We start from the raw sequence: 18,502 nt of genomic DNA, 5'->3' as shown, positions 1-18,502 counted from the left end.
GCCAGGCGGGCGCTTGCAAGTTGCCCCGGGCGGCCGCATAACGTCAGGCATGAACCTTGCCGAATCCGCGAACCTGCCACTGGACGCTTTCCACCCAGCCGTCCGGGCCTGGTTCCAGCGTACCTTCGCCGCCGTGACCCCGGCCCAGGCCCAAGCCTGGCCGTTGATCGCCCAGCGACGCTCGACGCTGATCGCCGCCCCCACCGGCTCGGGCAAGACCCTGACGGCCTTTCTCGCCGTACTCGACGACCTGGTGCGCCAGGGCCTGGCCGCAGGTGGCGAGCTGCCGGACGCCACCCTGGTGGTCTATGTCTCGCCGCTCAAGGCCCTGAGCAACGATATCCAGGTCAACCTCCAGCAGCCCCTGGCCGGGATCACCGAGCAGCTGCGCCTGATGGGCCTGCCGGAGTTGACCATCCGGACTGCCGTGCGCACTGGCGACACCCCGCAGAAAGAGCGCAACGCCATGCGCCGGAACGCACCGCAGATCCTCGTCACCACTCCCGAATCGCTCTATGTGCTGCTGGGCTCGGACTCGGGACGTCGGATGCTGGCCAGCACCCGGACGGTGATCGTCGATGAAATCCACGCCCTGGCCGGCAGCAAGCGCGGCAGCCACCTGGCCCTGAGCCTGGAACGCTTGCAGGCGTTGTGCAGCGCGCCCTTGCTCCGCATCGGCCTGTCCGCCACGCAGAAACCCATCGAGGCGGTATCGCGCTTCCTGGCCGGACACGACCGACCCTGCGAGATCGTCGATATCGGCCACTCCCGCCCCCGGGACCTGGACATCGAGGTGCCGCCCGTGCCGTTATCGGCGGTGATGTCCACCGATGTCTGGGGCCTGGTGTACGACCGCCTGGCGAGCCTCGCCCGGGACCATCGCACCACCCTGATATTCGTCAACACTCGGCGCCTGGCCGAGCGCTTGAGCCGCTACTTGAGCGAGCGCCTGGGACGCCAGGCGGTGGCCGCCCACCACGGCAGCCTGGCCAAGGAGCAACGCCTGGCCGCCGAACAGCGGCTCAAGGCCGGCGAGTTGCAAGTACTGGTGGCCACCGCGTCCCTGGAGCTGGGCATCGACATCGGCGACGTCGACCTGGTCTGCCAGATCGGCTCGCCGGGCTCTATCTCGGCCTTTTTGCAACGGGTCGGGCGTTCCGGGCACCAGGTTGGCGGCACCCCCAAGGGCCGCTTGTTCGCCCTGACCCGCGACGACCTGATCGAGTGCACCGCCCTGCTCGATTGCGTGCGCCGGGGCGAGCTGGACAGCCTGTCGATTCCCAGGGCGCCGCTGGATGTGCTGGCCCAGCAGATCGTCGCCGAAGTCAGCTGCCAGGAGTGGTCGGAAGAAGCACTGCTGGAGTTGGTGCGCCGCGCCACCCCCTATGCCGGGCTCGACTCGCAGCACTACCAGGCGCTGCTGCGGATGCTCGCCGAAGGCTTCAATGGCCGCCAGGGCCTGCGCAGCGCCTACCTGCATCGCGACGCCCAGGCCCGGACCCTGCGCGGGCGCCGCGGCGCCAGGCTGACTGCGGTCACCAGCGGCGGCACCATTCCCGACAACGCCGACTACAGCGTGCTGCTCGAGCCCCAGGGCCTGAACATCGGCAGCGTCAACGAAGACTTCGCCGTGGAAAGCCATGCCGGCGACGTGTTCCAGCTGGGCAACAACTCCTACCGCATCCTACGGGTGGAAACCGGCAAGGTGCGGGTCGAGGACGCTCCCGGCCAGCCACCGAGCCTGCCGTTCTGGCTCGGCGAGGCACCTGGGCGCAGCACCGAATTGTCGGCGGCCGTGGCGCGCCTGCTGGCCCGCCTGGATCAATTGCTGGGCGCCGCCCCGGGCCAGCTGCAAGCGGCCATCGACTGGCTGCGAGAGGAACCGGGCCTGAGCCAGGCCTGCGCCGAACAGCTGGTGGAATACCTGGCGCCGGCTCGCCAGGCCCTGGGTGCCCTGCCGTCCCAGGGCACCTTGATCATGGAGCGCTTCTTCGATGAGTCCGGCGGCACCCAGCTCGTCATCCACAGTCCCTTCGGCAGCCGCATCAACCGCGCCTGGGGCCTGGCTCTGCGCAAACGCTTCTGCCGCACCTTCAATTTCGAGCTGCAGGCCGCGGCCAGCGAAGACGCCATCGTCTTGTCGCTGTCCACCAGCCACAGCTTCGCCCTGGATGAAGTGTGGCGCTACCTGCACAGCAACAGCGCCGAGCACATCCTGGTCCAGGCCCTGCTCGATGCCCCGCTGTTCGGCGTGCGCTGGCGCTGGAATGCCGGGGTGGCCCTGGCCCTGCCACGCTACAGCGGCGGACGCAAAGTGGCGCCGCAGATCCAGCGGATGAAGAGCGAAGACCTGATCGCCAGTGTGTTTCCCGACCAGATCGCCTGCCTGGAGAACCTCGCCGGCGAACGGCAGATTCCCGATCACCCGCTGGTGGAGCAAACCCTGGACGACTGCCTGCACGAAGCCATGGACAGCGCAGGCTGGCTGCAACTGCTGCGGCGCATGGAACAAGGCCAGGTGCGCCTGCTCAGCCGTGACCTGCCGGCGCCCTCGCCACTGGCGGCGGAGATCCTCAGCGCCAAGCCCTATACCTTCCTCGACGATGCGCCCCTGGAGGAGCGCCGTACCCAGGCGGTGCTGGCCCGGCGCTGGAGCGACCCTACCGCCAGCGACGACTTGGGCGCCCTGGACCCGGGCGCCATCGCCGCAGTGGCCGAGGAAGCCTGGCCGACTCCCGCCGGCACCGACGAAATGCACGAGGCCCTGATGAGCCTGGCCTGCATCAGCGACGCCGAGGCGAAAGCCAACCCGGAATGGATCGAGTGGTTGCAGGCATTGGCCATCCAGGGCCGCGCCTGTTGCTTGCGGGCGCCCAGCGACACCCGGTTGTGGCTGGCGGTGGAGCGCATCGCTTGCCTGCAGGCCCTTTATCCACAAGCGTCGCTGCAACCGCCGTTGCTGCCGATAGCGGGTTTCGACCCGGCCTGGGAGCCGGAGGATGCCTTGGTGGAAGTGATCCGCGCCCGGCTCAGCGGTTTCGCGCCGCTGACCCTGGAACAGGTCGCCACGCCCCTGGGCCTGTCCGAGGAGCAAGTGGCCCGGGCCCTGGCCCGGCTCGAAACCGAGGGTTACGTGCTGCGCGGCAGTTTCAGCCCCGGAGGCGATGCGCAGCAGTGGTGCGAACGTCATCTGCTGGCACGGATCCATCGCTACACGGTCAAGCGCCTGCGCCGGGAAATCGAGCCTGTGGCGTTGCAGGATTTCATGCGTTTCCTGTTCGACTGGCAGCGCCTGTCAGCGGACACCCGGGGCCAGGGCAGCGCCATGCTGGCCGAGGTGGTTGGCCAGCTCGAAGGTTATCCGGCGGCCGCCTCGGCCTGGGACAGCGACCTGTTGCCGGCACGCCTGAAGGACTACTCCAACCACTGGCTGGATGAGCTGTGCCGCAGCGGCAAGGTGGCCTGGAGCCGGATCAACGCCAGTGGCAAACCGGCCAACGGCGCCTTGCGCAGTACACCGATCGTGCTCCTGCCGCGGGCCCAGGCCCCCATCTGGAACAGCCTGGCCACCCCGCTCGGCGCCGAGCTTTCGGCCAAGGCGCAAAAGGTCCAGGCCCTGCTGGGCCAGCAAGGTGCGCTGTTCTTCGATGAGCTGCTGCATGAAAGCCACCTGCTGCGCAGCGAGCTGGAAAGCGTGCTGCAGGAACTGGTGGGGGCCGGGCTGGTGAACGCCGACAGCTTCGCCGGCCTGCGTGCCCTGATCACTCCGGCGAGCAAGCGTCAACAACGCAGTAGCCGACGCGGGCGCGGTGCCTTCAGTGGCGGCATGGACGACGCCGGGCGCTGGGCCCTGCTCCGGCGCTCGGTGAGCCAGGATCCGAGCGCCGCCCTGGAACATGTGGCCATGACCCTGCTGCGCCGTTATGGCGTGGTGTTCTGGCGTTTGCTGGAGCGCGAGGCCGACTGGCTGCCCAGCTGGCGCGAACTGCTGCGCACCCTGCATCGCCTGGAGGCCCGTGGGCAGATCCGTGGCGGGCGTTTCGTCAGCGGCCTGGCCGGGGAACAATTCGCCTTGCCGGAAGCCATCCCGCTGCTACGCGAAGTACGCCGGCGCCCTCACGACGGCAGCCTGGTGGCGGTGTGCGGGGTGGACCCGCTGAACCTCGCCGGGACCCTGCTGCCCGGCCCCAAGGTCCCGGCCCTGGGTGGCAACCGCCTGGTGTACCGCGATGGCCTGCCGGCCGCCGCCGAGATTGCCGGGGTCCAGCAAATCTGGCTGCAACTGCCTCCCGAGCAAGCCCAAGCCCTGCGCCACAAACTGGTACAGCACCGCCTGTAACCGCAGCCGCCGGCCCCGCAAGCACTGCTGCCAGCCCCCTCAAGCAGGCACGCGGCCCGGGCACTTCACTGCGCGCGCGGCGACTCGGGCAGCAGCAGCGCCGACTCATCCTGCTCCGGCTCGTCTTCATGGAGCCGCCGCGCCGGCAGCATCACCTGTTGTGGATAAGTCTGGGCGAAATGCACCCACGGGGAGTTATCCACAAGCTTCTTCAAGCGCTGGTTGAACGCCCGGGTGACCGCGTACTGGCCGCCGGACACCGTACGGAACTGCGCCGTCAGCACCACGCCGTTGAGGTCCATCTTATCCACCCCGAACACGTCCAGGCCGCCTTGCAGGCTGTACTTGAGGAACGGGTCGTCGCTGATGGAGCGACCGGCCTCGCGGATCAGCTCGATGGCCTTGTCGACATCCGAGTCATAGGTGAACTGCACCGAGAAGAAGGCGAAGGCGAACTGCCGCGACTGGTTGGTGACCGCCTTGATCTGGCCGAACGGCACCGAATGCACGAAGCCCTTGCCGTCGCGCAGGCGCAGGGTCCGGATGGTCAGGCCCTCCACGGTCCCGGCATGGCCGGAATCCAGCACCACCCAGTCACCGACGGACAAGGTGTCCTCGATGATGATGAACAGGCCGGTGATCACGTCCTGCACCAATTGCTGGGAGCCGAAGCCGATGGCCAGGCCGACCACCCCGGCACCGGCCAGCAATGGTGCGACGTTGATCCCGACATTGGCCATGGTGGTGATCGCGCAGATCACCACCAGGATGATTTTTATCGCGTTGCGCAGCAGCGGCAGGATGGTCTTGACCCGGGTGCTGGGCTGGCGTGCCGAGCGCTTGTTGGCCGGCGGCTTCAAGGCCTCCTGGATCGCCGTGTCCAGCACCACCCATAGCAGCCAGGTCACCAGGAAGATCAGCCCGATGCTGCTCAGCGAATCGCTGATGGCCCGGCCCACGGTATTGCGCTGGGCGAACTCGAACAGCGAGATGCCCCAGATGCGCCCGAGGATCTCGATGAAGGCAACGGCCATGACGATGCGCAGAAGCGCATGCAACAGGCTGAGCAAGCGCTCCTTGTAGGCGCTGCTGCGCTGGATCGACTGGGCACTGCGGGACTTGAACAGGTGCTGCAGCAGCGTACTGAGAAAGACCGTGGCGATCAGCAAGGCGGTGGTCAGCAAGGCACAACGCAGGGCTTCCTGGCTGTCTTCGCCGGCGCCGATCAGGTTGATCGCCGAGACCAGCGCCATCAGCAGGATGGGCCAGTACCAGAGCCCGGAAAAGATCCGCAGCGACTCCTGCAACGCCGGTTGCCCGAGACGCTGGGACAGCGGGCGATTGCGGATCAGTTGCGCCACCGGCCGGCGCAGGCGGACCACCAGCACGGCGAAGATCAGCGTCGCCAGCAATCCGGTGATCACCGCCACGCTGCTGGTGATGTTGCCCCCCAGCTGGCGAGCGATCTGCGGGCTGGCCAGGGCATCGCTGAGGGCCGCCAGAAAGCCCATGAGAAATAATGGCTTGGGACAATAGTCGCGGATCACCCGGACCGCCGGGCGCTTGTGTCCCACGTTGAACAGCACGATCAGGCACAACAGCACGCTGGTGGAGACGATGCCGCTGCTGGTGGCATAGGCCAGGCACAAGGCCAGGGCCCGCCCCACGGAGCCGGACAACGAGTGGCTGACGTACAGCGTCAGGGGCAGGCTGATCAGGGCCGGCAAGGTGTAGGGCAGGAGGTATTCCAGCAAGGCCTGGCCACGGGGGCGGGCCAGCAGCCAGCGTTGTCGCGCCAGACGGCGGAGCAACCAGCCTCCCGACAGCGTCAGCAGCATGAAGCTGCCGAGCCAGGTGCCGGACAGCACCAGGAAGTCCCCGGCCACGCTCCAGCCGGAACGGTCCGACGGCTGGTTGACCAGGCGCCCCACCTCGTCCGCCGCACGATCGGCGCGCAGGCGCCAGGCATCGAGCAGGTTCTGGTTGAGGTCGAGCTTGTCCTGGACCTCATCGAGGCTCGAAGTGATGGCGCCCAGCAACCCTCCCTCGACCAGCAGTTCCGGCTTGGCCGGAGCCTCGGCCGGGGCGGTGGGCGCGGGGGCGGCATCCAGCTCGCGGCTGCCCAGCAAGAGCAGCACCCCGAGCAGAATCGCGGTCTTGAAATTCAACACAACGCGGGGCTCCTTCAGCAGGGTCTGTAAGGAACTGATCAGCAAACGCCCGGCAAGTTCGCCTGGATTACCCTTCTGCGGTCATTGCTTCACCGCGATCCTTGACCTGGCGACAAGTATGTTGTGCCGATATCCGTATTTTTCTGCACGAGTCGAAACCGGACACTGCGCGCCATTCAACTTAAACCGGAGTCGCAGTGATGCCCATTGCCTTGCTCGCGCTGACCCTCAGCGCATTCGCCATCGGGACGACCGAATTCGTCATCGTCGGCTTGTTACCCACCATCGGTGCCGACCTCGGGGTCAGCTTGCCGTCCGCCGGGCTGCTGGTCAGCCTCTACGCCCTCGGGGTAGCCATCGGCGCCCCGGTACTCACCGCCCTGAGCGGCAAGGTCCCGCGCAAACTGTTGCTGCTGTCGCTGATGGTGCTGTTCACCCTGGGCAATCTCTTGGCCTGGACCGCGCCCGGCTATGAATCCCTGGTGCTGGCACGGATCGTCACCGGCCTGGCCCACGGGGTGTTCTTCTCCATCGGCTCGACCATCGCCACCAGCCTGGTGCCCAAGGAAAAAGCCGCCAGCGCGATCGCCATCATGTTCACCGGGCTGACCGTGGCCCTGGTCACCGGCGTTCCCCTGGGGACCTTCATCGGCCAGCATTTCGGCTGGCGGGAAACCTTCCTCGCGGTAGCCGCCCTCGGTGTGATCGCCTTCATCGGCAGCCTGCTGTACGTCCCCGGGCAGATCGCCCACAGTCGCCCGGCGTCGCTGCTGCAGCAGTTGCAGGTACTCAAGCAGCCTCGCCTGCTGCTGGTCTACGCCATGACTGCGGTCGGCTACGGTGGCTCGTTCATCGCCTTCACTTTCCTGGCGCCGATCCTCCAGGAGATTTCCGGCTTCAGCGCCAGCACCGTGAGCCTGGTGCTGCTGGTGTACGGCGTGTCGGTGGCGGTGGGCAACATCTGGGGTGGCAAGCTGGCGGACCGGCGCGGCCCGATCGGCGCGCTGAAGATCATCTTCGCCCTGCTGGCCAGCGTCCTGCTGTTGCTCACCTTCACTGCCGGCAACCCATGGCTGGCGCTGCTCACCGTGCTGCTGTGGGGTGCGGTGGCCTTCGGCAACGTGCCCGGCCTGCAGGTCTATGTGGTTCGCCAGGCCGAACATCACACGCCCCGGGCGGTGGATGTGGCCTCGGGCCTGAACATCGCCGCGTTCAACCTGGGCATCGCTGGTGGCGCCTGGCTCGGCGGCCTGATCGTCGCCCAACTGGGGTTGATCCATACCGCCTGGATCGGTGCGCTGGTGGTGCTGGTGGCCCTGGGCCTGACCGCCCTCAGCGGTCGCCTGGACCGCCGGGACCCGGCCTTCGCGGCAACGACCGGCAACACTCGGGTCGCAACGGGTCACTGAGGCAGGTTTTGCGCAACGGGGCGCAGCCGGCACCCAGCCCGGCTGCACTCAGGCCCAAGGCAAGCCGGCCGCAGCTCAGGGGGTGCGGCCGGCGCCGAAGCGATTGCGATACTCGCTGGGCGCAAGCCCGGTGATCTTCTTGAACAGGCTGCGAAAGGTCGCCGGGTCCTTATAGCCCACGGTCCAGGCGATGTGGTCGATGGTGCCGTTGGTGAACTCGAGCATTTCCCGCGCCTTGCCCACCCGCAGGTGCTGGCAGTACTGGGTCGGCTTGAGCCCGGTGGCCGCGCGGAAGCGCCGCAGCAGGGTGCGTTCTTCGAGGCCCGCCTGCTGCGCCATCGCCGCCAGCGATACATCCACCGCGCCATTGGCCTGCAACCAGTGCTGCAGCTTGAGGATCGCGGCATCGCCGTGGCTGAGGATCGGGGCGAAATTGCTGCCGCACTGGCTGGCGCTGTCACTGTGCTCCATCACCAGAAAGCGTGCCGTGGCCCTGGCCACTCCCGGACCCATCAAGCGGTCCACCAGGCGCAGCCCCAGCTCGGCCCAGGCCATGAGGCCGGCAGTGGTGATCAGGTCGCCATCGTCGACTATGGGCTGCTCGGCCTCGAGCCGCACCTGTGGATAACGGGCGGCGAAGGCCTTGGCCGAGGTCCAGTGGGTGGTGGCGCTGCGCCCGTCGAGCAAACCGCTCTCGGCCAGCACGATCGAACCCACGCACACGCCCCCCAGGGTCGCCCCGGCGGCATGCTGCTGGCGCAACCAGTGGACCAGGGGCGTAGAGACCTGGCTGGTGCAGAAACCGGCCAGCGCCGGTGGGATCACCAGTGCCTGCAACCCGCCGTCAGCACCTTGCCGGCTGTCGTACACCCGGGTCGGAGCGTGCTCGGCATCCACCTGCCAATGGCTGACCCGCAGCAACGGCAGGTGCCCGCCGGACTGCTCGCCGGCTACCCGGTTGGCCACCGCGAACAGGTCGGTCAGGCCATGCACCGCGGCCATCTGCACGCCCGGATAAAGGAGTACGCCCAGCTCGGCGACCGCACCTTGAATAGCCACTGTCAGTTTTCCCCCGGTTTATGTCGATGCGGCCAATCCTCGAAGCGCCGCCGCAAGCCGATACTGGGCCCCAGGTCGAACACTCACTTGGAGACAATCCCATGGCCAGACAGGCACTCATCGTAATCGATATCCAGAACGACTACTTCGCCGGGGGCAAATGGCCGCTGGTGGGGGTCGAAGCCGCCGCCGACAACGCCGCCCGGCTGATCCGGGCCTTTCGCCAGAAAGCCGCACCGGTGGTGCACATTCGCCACGAGTTCGCCTCCGCCGACGCGCCGTTCTTCACACCAGGCTCGGAAGGTGCGCAATTGCACGCCAAGGCTCGCAACCAGGGCGACGAGCCGGTGGTGCTCAAGCACCACGTCAACGCATTCCGCGAAACCGAGTTGCAAACGCTCCTCCAGCAGCAAGGCATCGAGGAACTGGTGATCGTCGGCAACATGAGCCACATGTGCGTGGAAGGTACCGCCCGGGCCGCCGCCGACCTGGGTTACCCGGTGCAGGTGATCGACGACGCCTGCGCCACCCTGGACCTGGAGTTCAACGGCAGGCGGGTGCCCGCGGCCCAGGTGCAGAGCGCCGTGATGGCGGCCCTGGCATTCGCCTATGCCAGCGTCCTGTCCACCGATGAGTTCCTGGCCTCAGCCTGACACTCCCGAAGCTCCAGCGCTGCGTTCACAGGTTGCCTGGCTCAACAGGCAACCTGTACACGGAGGCTGCCCAGCACAACTAGACGGCAGCACTGGCTGGGCTTTCGTTCAACTAACGAAGATCAAGCTGGCGTTCAATTTAAAAGCGATCGTGAGAATGAGTTTCATTAATAACGGCAAGTTTAATTAAACAGGCGATTAATTTAAGAACCCATGAAACGATTCAATTAAATTGAATTAAAAACAAGCCAGCTATTCAATAGCCTGCTAATCGTTAGTATCGATATCGCTTGAAGACCTTCAACTTTCATTCTCACCAATACCCCCGGCCCTGCTAGCCGAAACCCACCCTAAGATCTTTTCAGAATAGTTTCCCTGCGAGCCATAAAACTGCGTTATGAGCCAGTTCATTCGCCTTGCTTGCAAAAACCAAGGCCTTGGCTAACTTGATAGCTACTCGCCACTGAAGTGCTCTTCAGCCGCTAGAAAACCAATAAGAAACCAGCCGAGGAAGCAACTACCCGAACGCTCGAATTCGCACTATCGACATGGAATCGGTCATTTCAATCAAGAGGGATGCTTGATGAAACGTAGTTCGTTGCCTCGTGCCTTTTCGTTGAAGGGTACAGCTGAAAACTATTGGCTCTCACTGCTGGTCTTCTCGGTCCTGGTGATCGCCAGCTTCCTGCTGTTCGAAGAGCAGATCCAGCAGTTGCTCGAACATCTGGGCAACTTCCTCCCCGACGATCCCGTGCAACGCACCAGCCTCGCCCTGCTGCTGGTGGCGCTGCTGGCCCTGGATGTACTACTGCCGGTGCCTTCGAGCCTGGTGGCACTGCTGGCGGTGGCCGCCCTGGGTGCCATCGGCGGCTACCTGGTGATCTTCGTCGGCCTGTGCCTGGGCGCAGCACTGGGCTATTGGCTGGGCGCCGGCTACTTCCGCCTGCTGTCCAGCTGGCTGGGCCTGCGTACCTGGCAGCCCGGGCAGATGGCCTACCGTCTCAGCACCTGGTCGCTGATCTGCCTGCGGGGAGTTCCGGTACTGGCGGAAACCTCGGTACTGGCCGCCGGTATGCAACGCTACCCACTGCGCCAGTTCCTGCTGGTCACGACCCTGGCCAATGCCGGCCTGGCCCTGGCCTACGCCGCCATCGGCAGCCTGCTGGTGGAACAGAACGCCCTGCTGGCGACCATCCTCGCGAGCATGGTGCTGCCGGGCCTGTTCCTCGGCGCCCGCAGCCTGTTCAAGCCACGCCCCATGCAACCCCGCATCGCCCAGCCTGAGGTACTGGAGGGGCGCTTCGAGGTCAGCTACCACTACCCGGTGCTCTTCAGCGACCACCTGTTCCAGGTCGACAATCCCTGCCTGCGCCAGCAACTGCTGCAAACGAGCGGCGCACGCGCCACGGTGCTGGTCTTCGCCGATGAACAACTGCTGCACTGCTGCCCGCAATTGGCCCAGCAGATCTGCGACTACTTCAGCGCCCATGCCCCCGAGCTGTACCTGAAGGCCGCGCCGATCGCGGTGCCGGCCGGAGAGCTGTGCAAGACCCCAGACGTGCTGCAACAGCTGTATGCGCACATGCTCGAACATGGCCTGGATCGTCATTGCCACGTCCTGGCCCTGGGTGGCGGGGCGGTGCTCGATGCCGTGGGCTACGCCTGCGCCACGTTCCACCGGGGCATGCGCCTGGTCCGCATTCCTACCACGGTGCTGGCGCAGAACGATGCCGGCATCGGGGTGAAGAACGGCATCAATGCCTTCGCCCAGAAAAACCTTCTGGGCGCCTTCTACCCGGCCACGGCGGTGATCAACGACTTCCAGCTGCTGCTCAGCCTCTCACCGCGCGACCAGGTCGCCGGGCTGGCCGAGGCGGTGAAGGTGGCGGTGATCAAGGACGCGCCGTTCTTCCAGTGGATGGAGGAACAGGCCGAGGCCCTGGCCGGTTTCGAGCACAGCGCCAGCCGCTACGCCATCCGTCGCTGCGCCGAGCTGCACCTGGGGCATATCACCGGCGCCGGCGATCCTTTCGAGCGGGGCAACGGCCGGCCGCTGGACTACGGCCACTGGGCCGCCCACAAGCTGGAGAACCTCAGCCAGCACCGCTTGCGCCATGGCGAGGCGGTGGCCGTGGGCATGGCCCTGGACGCGCTCTACGCCAATGCCAGCGGCCTGCTGAGTGATGCCGAGACCCGGCGCCTGCTGCAATTGCTCGATCGCCTGGGCTTCAACCTGTGCCCTGCGGAGCTGAACCTCAAGGATGCCCAGGGCCGCTCGCTGGTGCTGCAAGGGCTGGAAGAGTTCCGCCAGCACCTGGGAGGCCAGTTGTCGATCCCGATGCTCAAGCGCCTGGGACAGTCCATCGACCTGCATCACATCGAACTGCCGCTGATGGAGCAGGCCCTGGCGCGCCTGGCCGGCAGCCATGGCCCGGACTTCGCCTGGACCGAGGGCTGCGCGCAATGAGCCAGTCGCCCCTGACCACCTGGCTGACCCTGGGCCGAGTCTCCAACCTGCCGACGGTGTGGACCAACGCCGCAGCCGCGGCCCTGCTGGCCAGCAGCGCGACGACCCTGGCCCCGCCCTCGCCGCTGGTCTGGACCTTGCTGCTGGTGGCGCTGTCGGCGCTGTACCTGGCGGGCATGCTGCTCAATGACTTGCTCGACGCCGACTGGGACCGCCGCCACCAGAACCCGCGGCCGATCGTCCTGGGGCTGGTCAGCAGTACCCAGGTGAGCCTGGCCATCGCCGCCCTGCTATCGCTGGCGGCCCTGGCGGTGCTCGGCCTCAGCCACTTGATCGCCCAGCCCCATTGGCTGCTGGCCAGCGCTGGGTTGCTGCTGCTGTTCATCCTGGCCTACGACCTGCTGCACAAGAAGTACCCCCATAGCGTCTGGCTGATGGGCGGCTGCCGCTCGGCCCTGTACCTGACCGCCGCCGCCAGCCTGGCCATGCCGCCGCAGCCGTTGTGGCTGTGCGCCGCGCTGCTGGGCATCTACATCGCCGGCCTGACCTGCCTGGCCCGCCTGGAACACCGCAACCAGTTGCTCAGCCGCCTGCCGCTGTTGCTGATGCTCAGCCCCCTGGCCCTGGCTGCCTATGCCGACAACAGCGCGTTCTGGCTGGTACTGCTGCTGTGGCTGGGCTGGCTGGGCTGGCACTACCAGCGCCACCTGGCCAATCCGCGCCAGCGGCAGATCCGTGCCTTCATCGGAGCAGGACTGGCAGCCCTGCCGCTATTCGATGCCCTGGTACTGGCCCTGGCCCACCAGCCGCTGGGCAGCCTGCTGTGCGTGCTGGTGTTCTTCCTGCTGCCCCACCTTCAACGCTGGATCAAGCCGACATGAACATGGACGTCACCGCTTCCTCGCCAGCCCTGGCCATGCGCCATGAGGCCTTTGCCCAGCGCCGCCAGTTGCTGGAGCAGCAACTGCACAGCGACACCCGCCACTGGTGGCGGCAAGCCCTGGAGCAACTGGCCAGCCAGCCATCGGCCAATACCCTGGTACTGCTCAGCGCCCAATGCCCGCGCCGGCTTGGCGATACGCCGGTGCCGCAAGCCCCGGGCTGGAACCTGGCCCAACTGGCCCGTGCAGTGCTGCTGGGACAACTGCTCGAACAGCAAGGCGCCGCAGGACAGCTGCCGCTGCTGCGCCAGTTGTTCCTGTGGGGCGACGACCAGGAGAAATGCGTGCTGCTCAAGGTCCTGGACGACCTCGACAACCAGGGCCGCAGCCTGGAGCTGGCACTGCAGGCGGGGCGCACCAACAACCGCGAGGTGTTCGCCGCCATCGCCCTGGACAACCCCTTCGTCGCCCGCCACTACCAAGGCCGGGCCTTCCACCAGCTGCTGCTCAAGACCCTGGGCATGGGCCTGGACTGCGGGCGCATCGCCGGCCTGGAACAGCGGCGCAGCGTCGACCTCAACCAGCTGGCCCTGGAGCACATGGAAGAACAACTGGCCGCGGGTCGCAGCGTCAACGACAGCCTGCCCCGGGCCATCGCCTTCGAGCTCTTGAGCCCGGCCCAACTCCAGCGCTTGCGCGGCTTCTGCCAGCAGCAGCGCCTGCCGGCGCACTGGCTGGGGCATTTCCCGCCTGGCACCTGAAGCGCCCGCACCTATCGAGCTTCCTCCACCACTACCTCAGGGATTCACCATGGCCAAGTATTTCGATCCGCATATCCATATGGTCAGCCGCACCACCGACGACTACCAGAACATGGCCGCCGCCGGCATCACCGCGGTCATCGAGCCGGCCTTCTGGCAAGGCCAGGCGCGCACCAGCGTCGGCAGCTTCATCGACTACTTCGACACCCTGCTGGGCTGGGAGCGTTTTCGCGCCAGCATGTTCGGCATCCACCATTTCTGCACCATCGGCCTGAATCCCAAGGAGGCCAACGACCTGTCGGTGGCCAACGAGGTGCTGGAGATCCTGCCGCGCTACCTGGTCAAGGACGGCGTGGTGGCCGTCGGCGAGATCGGCTACGACGACATCACCCCCGAAGAGGATCGCTTTCTCGCTGCCCAGCTCGAACTGGCCAGGCAATTCAACCTGCCGGTCCTGGTGCACACCCCGCACCGGGACAAGATCGGCGGCACCAAGCGCACCCTGGCGGTGATCCGCGAGGTGGGGATCGCCGAACACCTGGTGATCATCGACCACCTCAACGAACTGACCCTGCCCCTGGTGCTGGACAGCGACTGCTGGCGCGGGCACTCCATCTACCCCAACACCAAGATGTCCGAGCAGCGCATGGTGGCCCTGCTGCAGCAGTACGGCACCGAGAAGATGGTGGTCAACAGCGCCGCCGACTGGGGCATCAGCGACCCGCTCAAGGTGCCCAAGACCGGGCAGGCGATGCTTGCCGCCGGCTTCAGCGAAGCCCAGGTGGAGCAGGTGCTGTTCCACAACCCGGTGGACTTCTTCGCCCAGAGCGGGCAACTGGACAAGCAGTTGGTCAGCACTGCGCTGCCCATCGACCAGCGTCGCCAGTGGCAAGACAACTCTGCCCTGCGGGGCCAGGAGCCGGTGGTCAAATGAGCAGCCGGAGCGGCTGGAGCGCTGCGCAACTGGGCTATTGCGGCAACGTGCACCCGGCGCCGGACCTCGCGGCCCTGCGGGCGTCGATCCAGGGACAGTTCCAGGGCGTGCGCCGGCAGCGGGGGCTGGCGGTCCAGGACAGCGGCCTATGGATCAGCGCCCGGGCCGCCGCCCAGTTGCAGCAGCCAGAGGCCCGCGAGACCTTCCTCGACCTGCTGCACGAGTGCGGGCTGCGCCTGACCTCGCTCAATGGCTTCCCCTATGGCCAGTTCCATGAGGGCGTGGTGAAGGCCGAGGTCTACCGGCCAACCTGGGCCGAGCCGCCGCGCCTGGAATACAGCCTGCAATTGGCCCATTTGCTGGCTGCCGCGCTGCCCCTGGACTGTCACCAGGGGGTGATCTCCAGCGTGCCCCTGGGCTATGCCGCCAGTTGGGGCCCGGCCCAGCAACAGCAGGCCGAGGAGCAACTGCGGCAACTGACCGCCGAACTGGCCAGCCTGCATCGCCAGAGCGGCAAGCGGATCCTGGTGTGCCTGGAGATGGAGCCGGACTGCGTGCTGGAGAATACCGAGCAGGCCATCGCCTTCTTCAAGCACTGGCGCAGCGTCGATCCCCATCACGGCTACCTGGCCTTGTGCTTCGATGTCTGCCACCAGGCGGTGATGTTCGAAGACTGCTACCAAGCCCTTGAACGCCTGCTGGCGGCCCGGGTACCGGTGGGCAAGATCCAGCTGTCCAACGCCCTGGTCTGCCAGCTGCCATTCGCCGATCGCCGGCGCCGCGAGCAGGTCCTGCAGGCCCTGGGCAACTTCGTCGAAGCCACCTACCTGCATCAGGTCAAGGCCCGGGATGCCAGCGGGCAACTGCTGGCCTGGGCCGACCTGCCCGCTGCACTAAAGGCAACGGCGCCGGCGCTGGGACAATGCCCGGAGCTGCGGATCCATTTCCATGTGCCGCTGTTCAGCGAGCAGTTCCTGCTGGCCGAGCTTCACGGCAGCCAGCAGGCCCTGCTGCGCACCTTCGACTTCCTCGCCGAGCATCCGCATTTCCAACCGGTGCTGGAGGTCGAGACCTACAGCTGGAACGTGCTGCCCGACACCCTGCGTCCGGATGGCCAGCAGGCGCTGCTGCGGGGTATTGCCGCGGAATTGCAGTGGGTCGAGGGGCAACTGCGCCAGCGCCAGTTGCTGCGTGTCCAATCCAGCCCCCTGGAGCGCCCCGCCCATGCCAACTGAGCGCGCCCGCCAGCCGCTGCTGCTGATCAACGTGGTGGGCCTGACCCCCAGCCTGCTGGGAGCGGCCACGCCACGGATCAACGCCTTGTTGCAAAGGGCGCGGATGGCCACGCTGCGCCCGGTTTTCCCGGCGGTGACTTCGACGGTACAAGCTTCGTTCATCACCGGCCTGCCCCCTTCGGGGCACGGTATCGTCGGCAACGGATGGTACTTTCGCGACCAGGCCGAAGTGCGCTTCTGGCTGCAACCCAACGCCCTGGTCCAGGGCGAAAAGGTCTGGCAGGCCCTGCAACGGGAGATCCCCGGCCTGCGCTGCAGCCAGTTGTTCTGGTGGTTCAACATGTACGCCGAGGTGGACGCCGCGATCACCCCGCGCCCCCACTACCCGGCCGACGGGCGCAAGTTGTTCGGCCTGTACTCCTCCCCTTCGGACCTGCACCAGCGCATCGAGCAGCAGATCGGCGAGTTTCCGTTCCCGGGTTTCTGGGGGCCGGCCGCCGGGATCGCCTCCAGCCGCTGGATCGTCGACTGCGCCATGGCCGAGTTCCAGATCACCCGTCCCGACCTGCAACTGGTCTACCTGCCGCACCTGGACTACAGCCTGCAACGGGTAGGGCCCGAGCACCCGTCCATCGCCGACGAAGTGCGGGCCATCGACCATGAGGTCGGGCGTTTGCTGGACTTCGCCCGGGCCCAGGACGCGGCGGTGATGCTGGTCTCCGAATACGGCATCGAGGCGGTGCAGCAGTCGATCTCCATCAACCGCATCCTGCGCGAACAGGGCCTGTTGCAAGTGCGCCACTCGGTGGCCTGGGAGCTGCTGGACCCCGGCGCCAGCGCTGCCTTTGCGGTGGCCGACCACCAGATTGCCCACGTGTATGTGCACCGTGCGCAAGACATCGCCCGGGTCAAGGCGCTGCTGCAACGCCAGCCCGGCATCGAGCAGGTGCTGGACAAGCACGAGCAGCGGGCCTGGCAGCTCGACCATCCGCGCAGCGGCGAGCTGGTGGCGGTGGCCGCACCGGGCTTCTGGTTCGATTACTACTACTGGCTGGACGACCGCCTGGCCCCGGACTTCGCCCGCACCGTGGATATCCACCGCAAGCCGGGCTACGACCCACTGGAGCTGTTCGTCGACCCGGCGATCCGCTTTCCCAAGATGCGAGTGGCGCGCCGCCTGCTGCAGAAGAAGCTCGGCTTTCGCTACTACATGGACTTGATCCCCCTGGACACCGGACTGATTCGCGGCAGCCATGGACGCTTGCCGAGCAGCGAGCAGGTCGGCCCCTTGTTGATCACCGATTGTGATTTACCACTGCCGGAGCAGTTACCGGCCACTGCGGTAAAGCACCTGCTCCTAGCGCATTTCCTAGGGCGCCCCTATGACGATACGGCTCAGGCCAAGGAGATTCCATGCGGCGAACCATCCCTATAGTGCTCGGTATGCTGGGTTGCCTCGCGCAAGCCCAGGCAGCCAGCACTTTCGAATGCAAAGACTTCCTCAATTTCGCGGGTGACCGGGAGGGCACCTTCAAGTCCTTCCAGCAAGACCCGGACACCATGGCCTGGAACTGGTTCGTATGCCTGAACAAGCCCGATCCATCCAAGAGCTCACAACTGCTCTGGGAATCCTTCAAACCCTCCAACGAGGTGTACCTCAGCAACGGCGGACCACCCCTGCCGTACAACATGCCTGCCAACGTTCCGGTCGAGGTGACCCAGGCAGCCGGTGGCATCCCCGGAATGGACCCCAACGGGCTGTTCCTCAACCTGGGCGACGACCGTGACGGCAGCACCAACAACGGCATCCAGCAGGTCGACGGCCTGGCCCTCTACATGGGCAACAAGGCGCCACCGGCGCAGGCTGGCCAGCCCGTGCGCTTCCACCTGTTGATGGGCGAGCAGACCTACAACTACATCGTCAATCAGAAGGTCTACAACCGTAACGGCCTCTCCACCCTGACCACCGACCTGGTGTTTCCCGCCACCGCCTGGGAACTGAAGACCTCCTGGCTGTGGATCGGTGGCGATGCCACCTTCAAGCAGCAACTCGCCACCCAGGGCTACTACATCGCCCAGGGCTTCTACATCGACAAGATGGGCAACTACCACACAGGTTTTGCCGGGCTCAGCGGCATGCATGTGATCAACAAGCTGACCGAGGGTTGGGTCTGGACCACCTTCGAGAACCGCCACAACCCCGACTACACCGTGACCAACCAGCCCAAGCCGCAGCCAATGACCAACACCACCGGTCCGACCGAGGCCGCCCAGAAGGTGAATCCGCAGTTCCAGCAGCAGAACCCGACGCTGGCCAACTACGAGCTCATTGGCGTGCAGTACAACCCCGATAATCCAGAGCCCAAGCTGCTGGCCAACTCGCAGTTGGAGTCGGCCTTCCAGAGCAGTTCCTCGTGCCTGGCCTGCCATAACACCGCCGCCATCAAGAAAAACACCTTCTTCGACTTCGCCATCCCGCAGAACGACGGCATCGTCTACCCCACCGCCGTACTGCCGCCTTCCGACTTCGATGGCTACCACAAACTGGACTATGTCTGGTCGCTGAAACGCGCCCAATGGCAACGCTAAGGAG

The 18,502-nt window shown here is 66.2% G+C and carries 12 protein-coding genes; 10 read left to right on the top strand and 2 right to left on the bottom strand.

What is annotated here, in order from left to right:
• Positions 1-49: 49 nt before the first annotated feature.
• Positions 50-4,339 (top strand): DEAD/DEAH box helicase, encoded by a 4,290-nt coding sequence (locus CAG11_RS15055; protein ID WP_085596911.1) that lies wholly within the window; start codon positions 50-52, stop codon positions 4,337-4,339.
• Between the two features lie 65 nt (positions 4,340-4,404).
• Here CAG11_RS15055 and CAG11_RS15050 read toward each other — a convergent pair whose 3' ends face one another.
• Complete coding sequence (locus tag CAG11_RS15050) at positions 4,405-6,510, bottom strand: mechanosensitive ion channel family protein (RefSeq protein WP_085597070.1); 2,106 nt, start codon at positions 6,508-6,510, stop codon at positions 4,405-4,407.
• A 200-nt stretch (positions 6,511-6,710) separates the two neighbouring features.
• On the opposite strand from CAG11_RS15050, the gene CAG11_RS15045 reads away from it, so the two are divergent.
• Complete coding sequence (locus CAG11_RS15045; protein ID WP_085596910.1) at positions 6,711-7,919, top strand: MFS transporter; 1,209 nt, start codon at positions 6,711-6,713, stop codon at positions 7,917-7,919.
• Between the two features lie 75 nt (positions 7,920-7,994).
• Here the strand turns inward: CAG11_RS15045 and CAG11_RS15040 are convergent, their stop codons facing one another.
• Positions 7,995-8,921: a helix-turn-helix domain-containing protein gene (locus tag CAG11_RS15040; protein WP_306310285.1), complete on the bottom strand. Its 927-nt coding sequence runs from the start codon at positions 8,919-8,921 to the stop codon at positions 7,995-7,997.
• A 158-nt stretch (positions 8,922-9,079) separates the two neighbouring features.
• Between CAG11_RS15040 and CAG11_RS15035 the strand changes: the two genes are divergently transcribed.
• The 8 genes from CAG11_RS15035 to CAG11_RS15000 all read left to right on the top strand — a co-directional run bounded on the left by CAG11_RS15035 (position 9,080) and on the right by CAG11_RS15000 (position 18,498).
• Positions 9,080-9,631, top strand: coding sequence for a cysteine hydrolase family protein (locus CAG11_RS15035; RefSeq protein ID WP_085596908.1), 552 nt, complete (start codon positions 9,080-9,082; stop codon positions 9,629-9,631).
• Between the two features lie 583 nt (positions 9,632-10,214).
• On the top strand, positions 10,215-12,098 hold the full coding sequence (locus tag CAG11_RS15030) for a 3-dehydroquinate synthase (RefSeq protein ID WP_085596907.1): 1,884 nt from the start codon (positions 10,215-10,217) through the stop codon (positions 12,096-12,098).
• Positions 12,095-12,979 (top strand): UbiA family prenyltransferase, encoded by an 885-nt coding sequence (locus CAG11_RS15025; RefSeq protein WP_085596906.1) that lies wholly within the window; start codon positions 12,095-12,097, stop codon positions 12,977-12,979. The genes CAG11_RS15030 and CAG11_RS15025 overlap by 4 nt, the downstream gene beginning before the upstream one ends.
• Positions 12,976-13,740, top strand: a complete 765-nt coding sequence (locus CAG11_RS15020; protein WP_085596905.1) for an EboA domain-containing protein — start codon at positions 12,976-12,978, stop codon at positions 13,738-13,740. Before CAG11_RS15025 ends, CAG11_RS15020 begins: the two co-directional genes overlap by 4 nt.
• Before the next feature lie 49 nt (positions 13,741-13,789).
• Positions 13,790-14,674, top strand: a complete 885-nt coding sequence (locus CAG11_RS15015) for a TatD family hydrolase (protein ID WP_022641311.1) — start codon at positions 13,790-13,792, stop codon at positions 14,672-14,674.
• A complete protein-coding gene (gene eboE / locus CAG11_RS15010) occupies positions 14,671-15,909 on the top strand; it encodes a metabolite traffic protein EboE (protein WP_085596904.1) in 1,239 nt (412 codons plus the stop codon). The genes CAG11_RS15015 and eboE overlap by 4 nt, the downstream gene beginning before the upstream one ends.
• The gene (locus tag CAG11_RS15005) at positions 15,899-17,344 is read left to right on the top strand and encodes an alkaline phosphatase family protein (RefSeq protein WP_085596903.1); all 1,446 of its coding nucleotides are present in this window, start codon (positions 15,899-15,901) and stop codon (positions 17,342-17,344) included. Before eboE ends, CAG11_RS15005 begins: the two co-directional genes overlap by 11 nt.
• Complete coding sequence (locus tag CAG11_RS15000; RefSeq protein WP_085596902.1) at positions 17,323-18,498, top strand: hypothetical protein; 1,176 nt, start codon at positions 17,323-17,325, stop codon at positions 18,496-18,498. The genes CAG11_RS15005 and CAG11_RS15000 overlap by 22 nt, the downstream gene beginning before the upstream one ends.
• The last annotated feature ends 4 nt before the right edge of the window (positions 18,499-18,502 follow it).

The sequence above is a fragment of the Pseudomonas sp. B6(2017) genome, from assembly GCF_002112765.1.
GTDB lineage: Bacteria > Pseudomonadota > Gammaproteobacteria > Pseudomonadales > Pseudomonadaceae > Aquipseudomonas > Aquipseudomonas piscis.
This window is presented reverse-complemented; position numbering and strand designations above follow the sequence as displayed.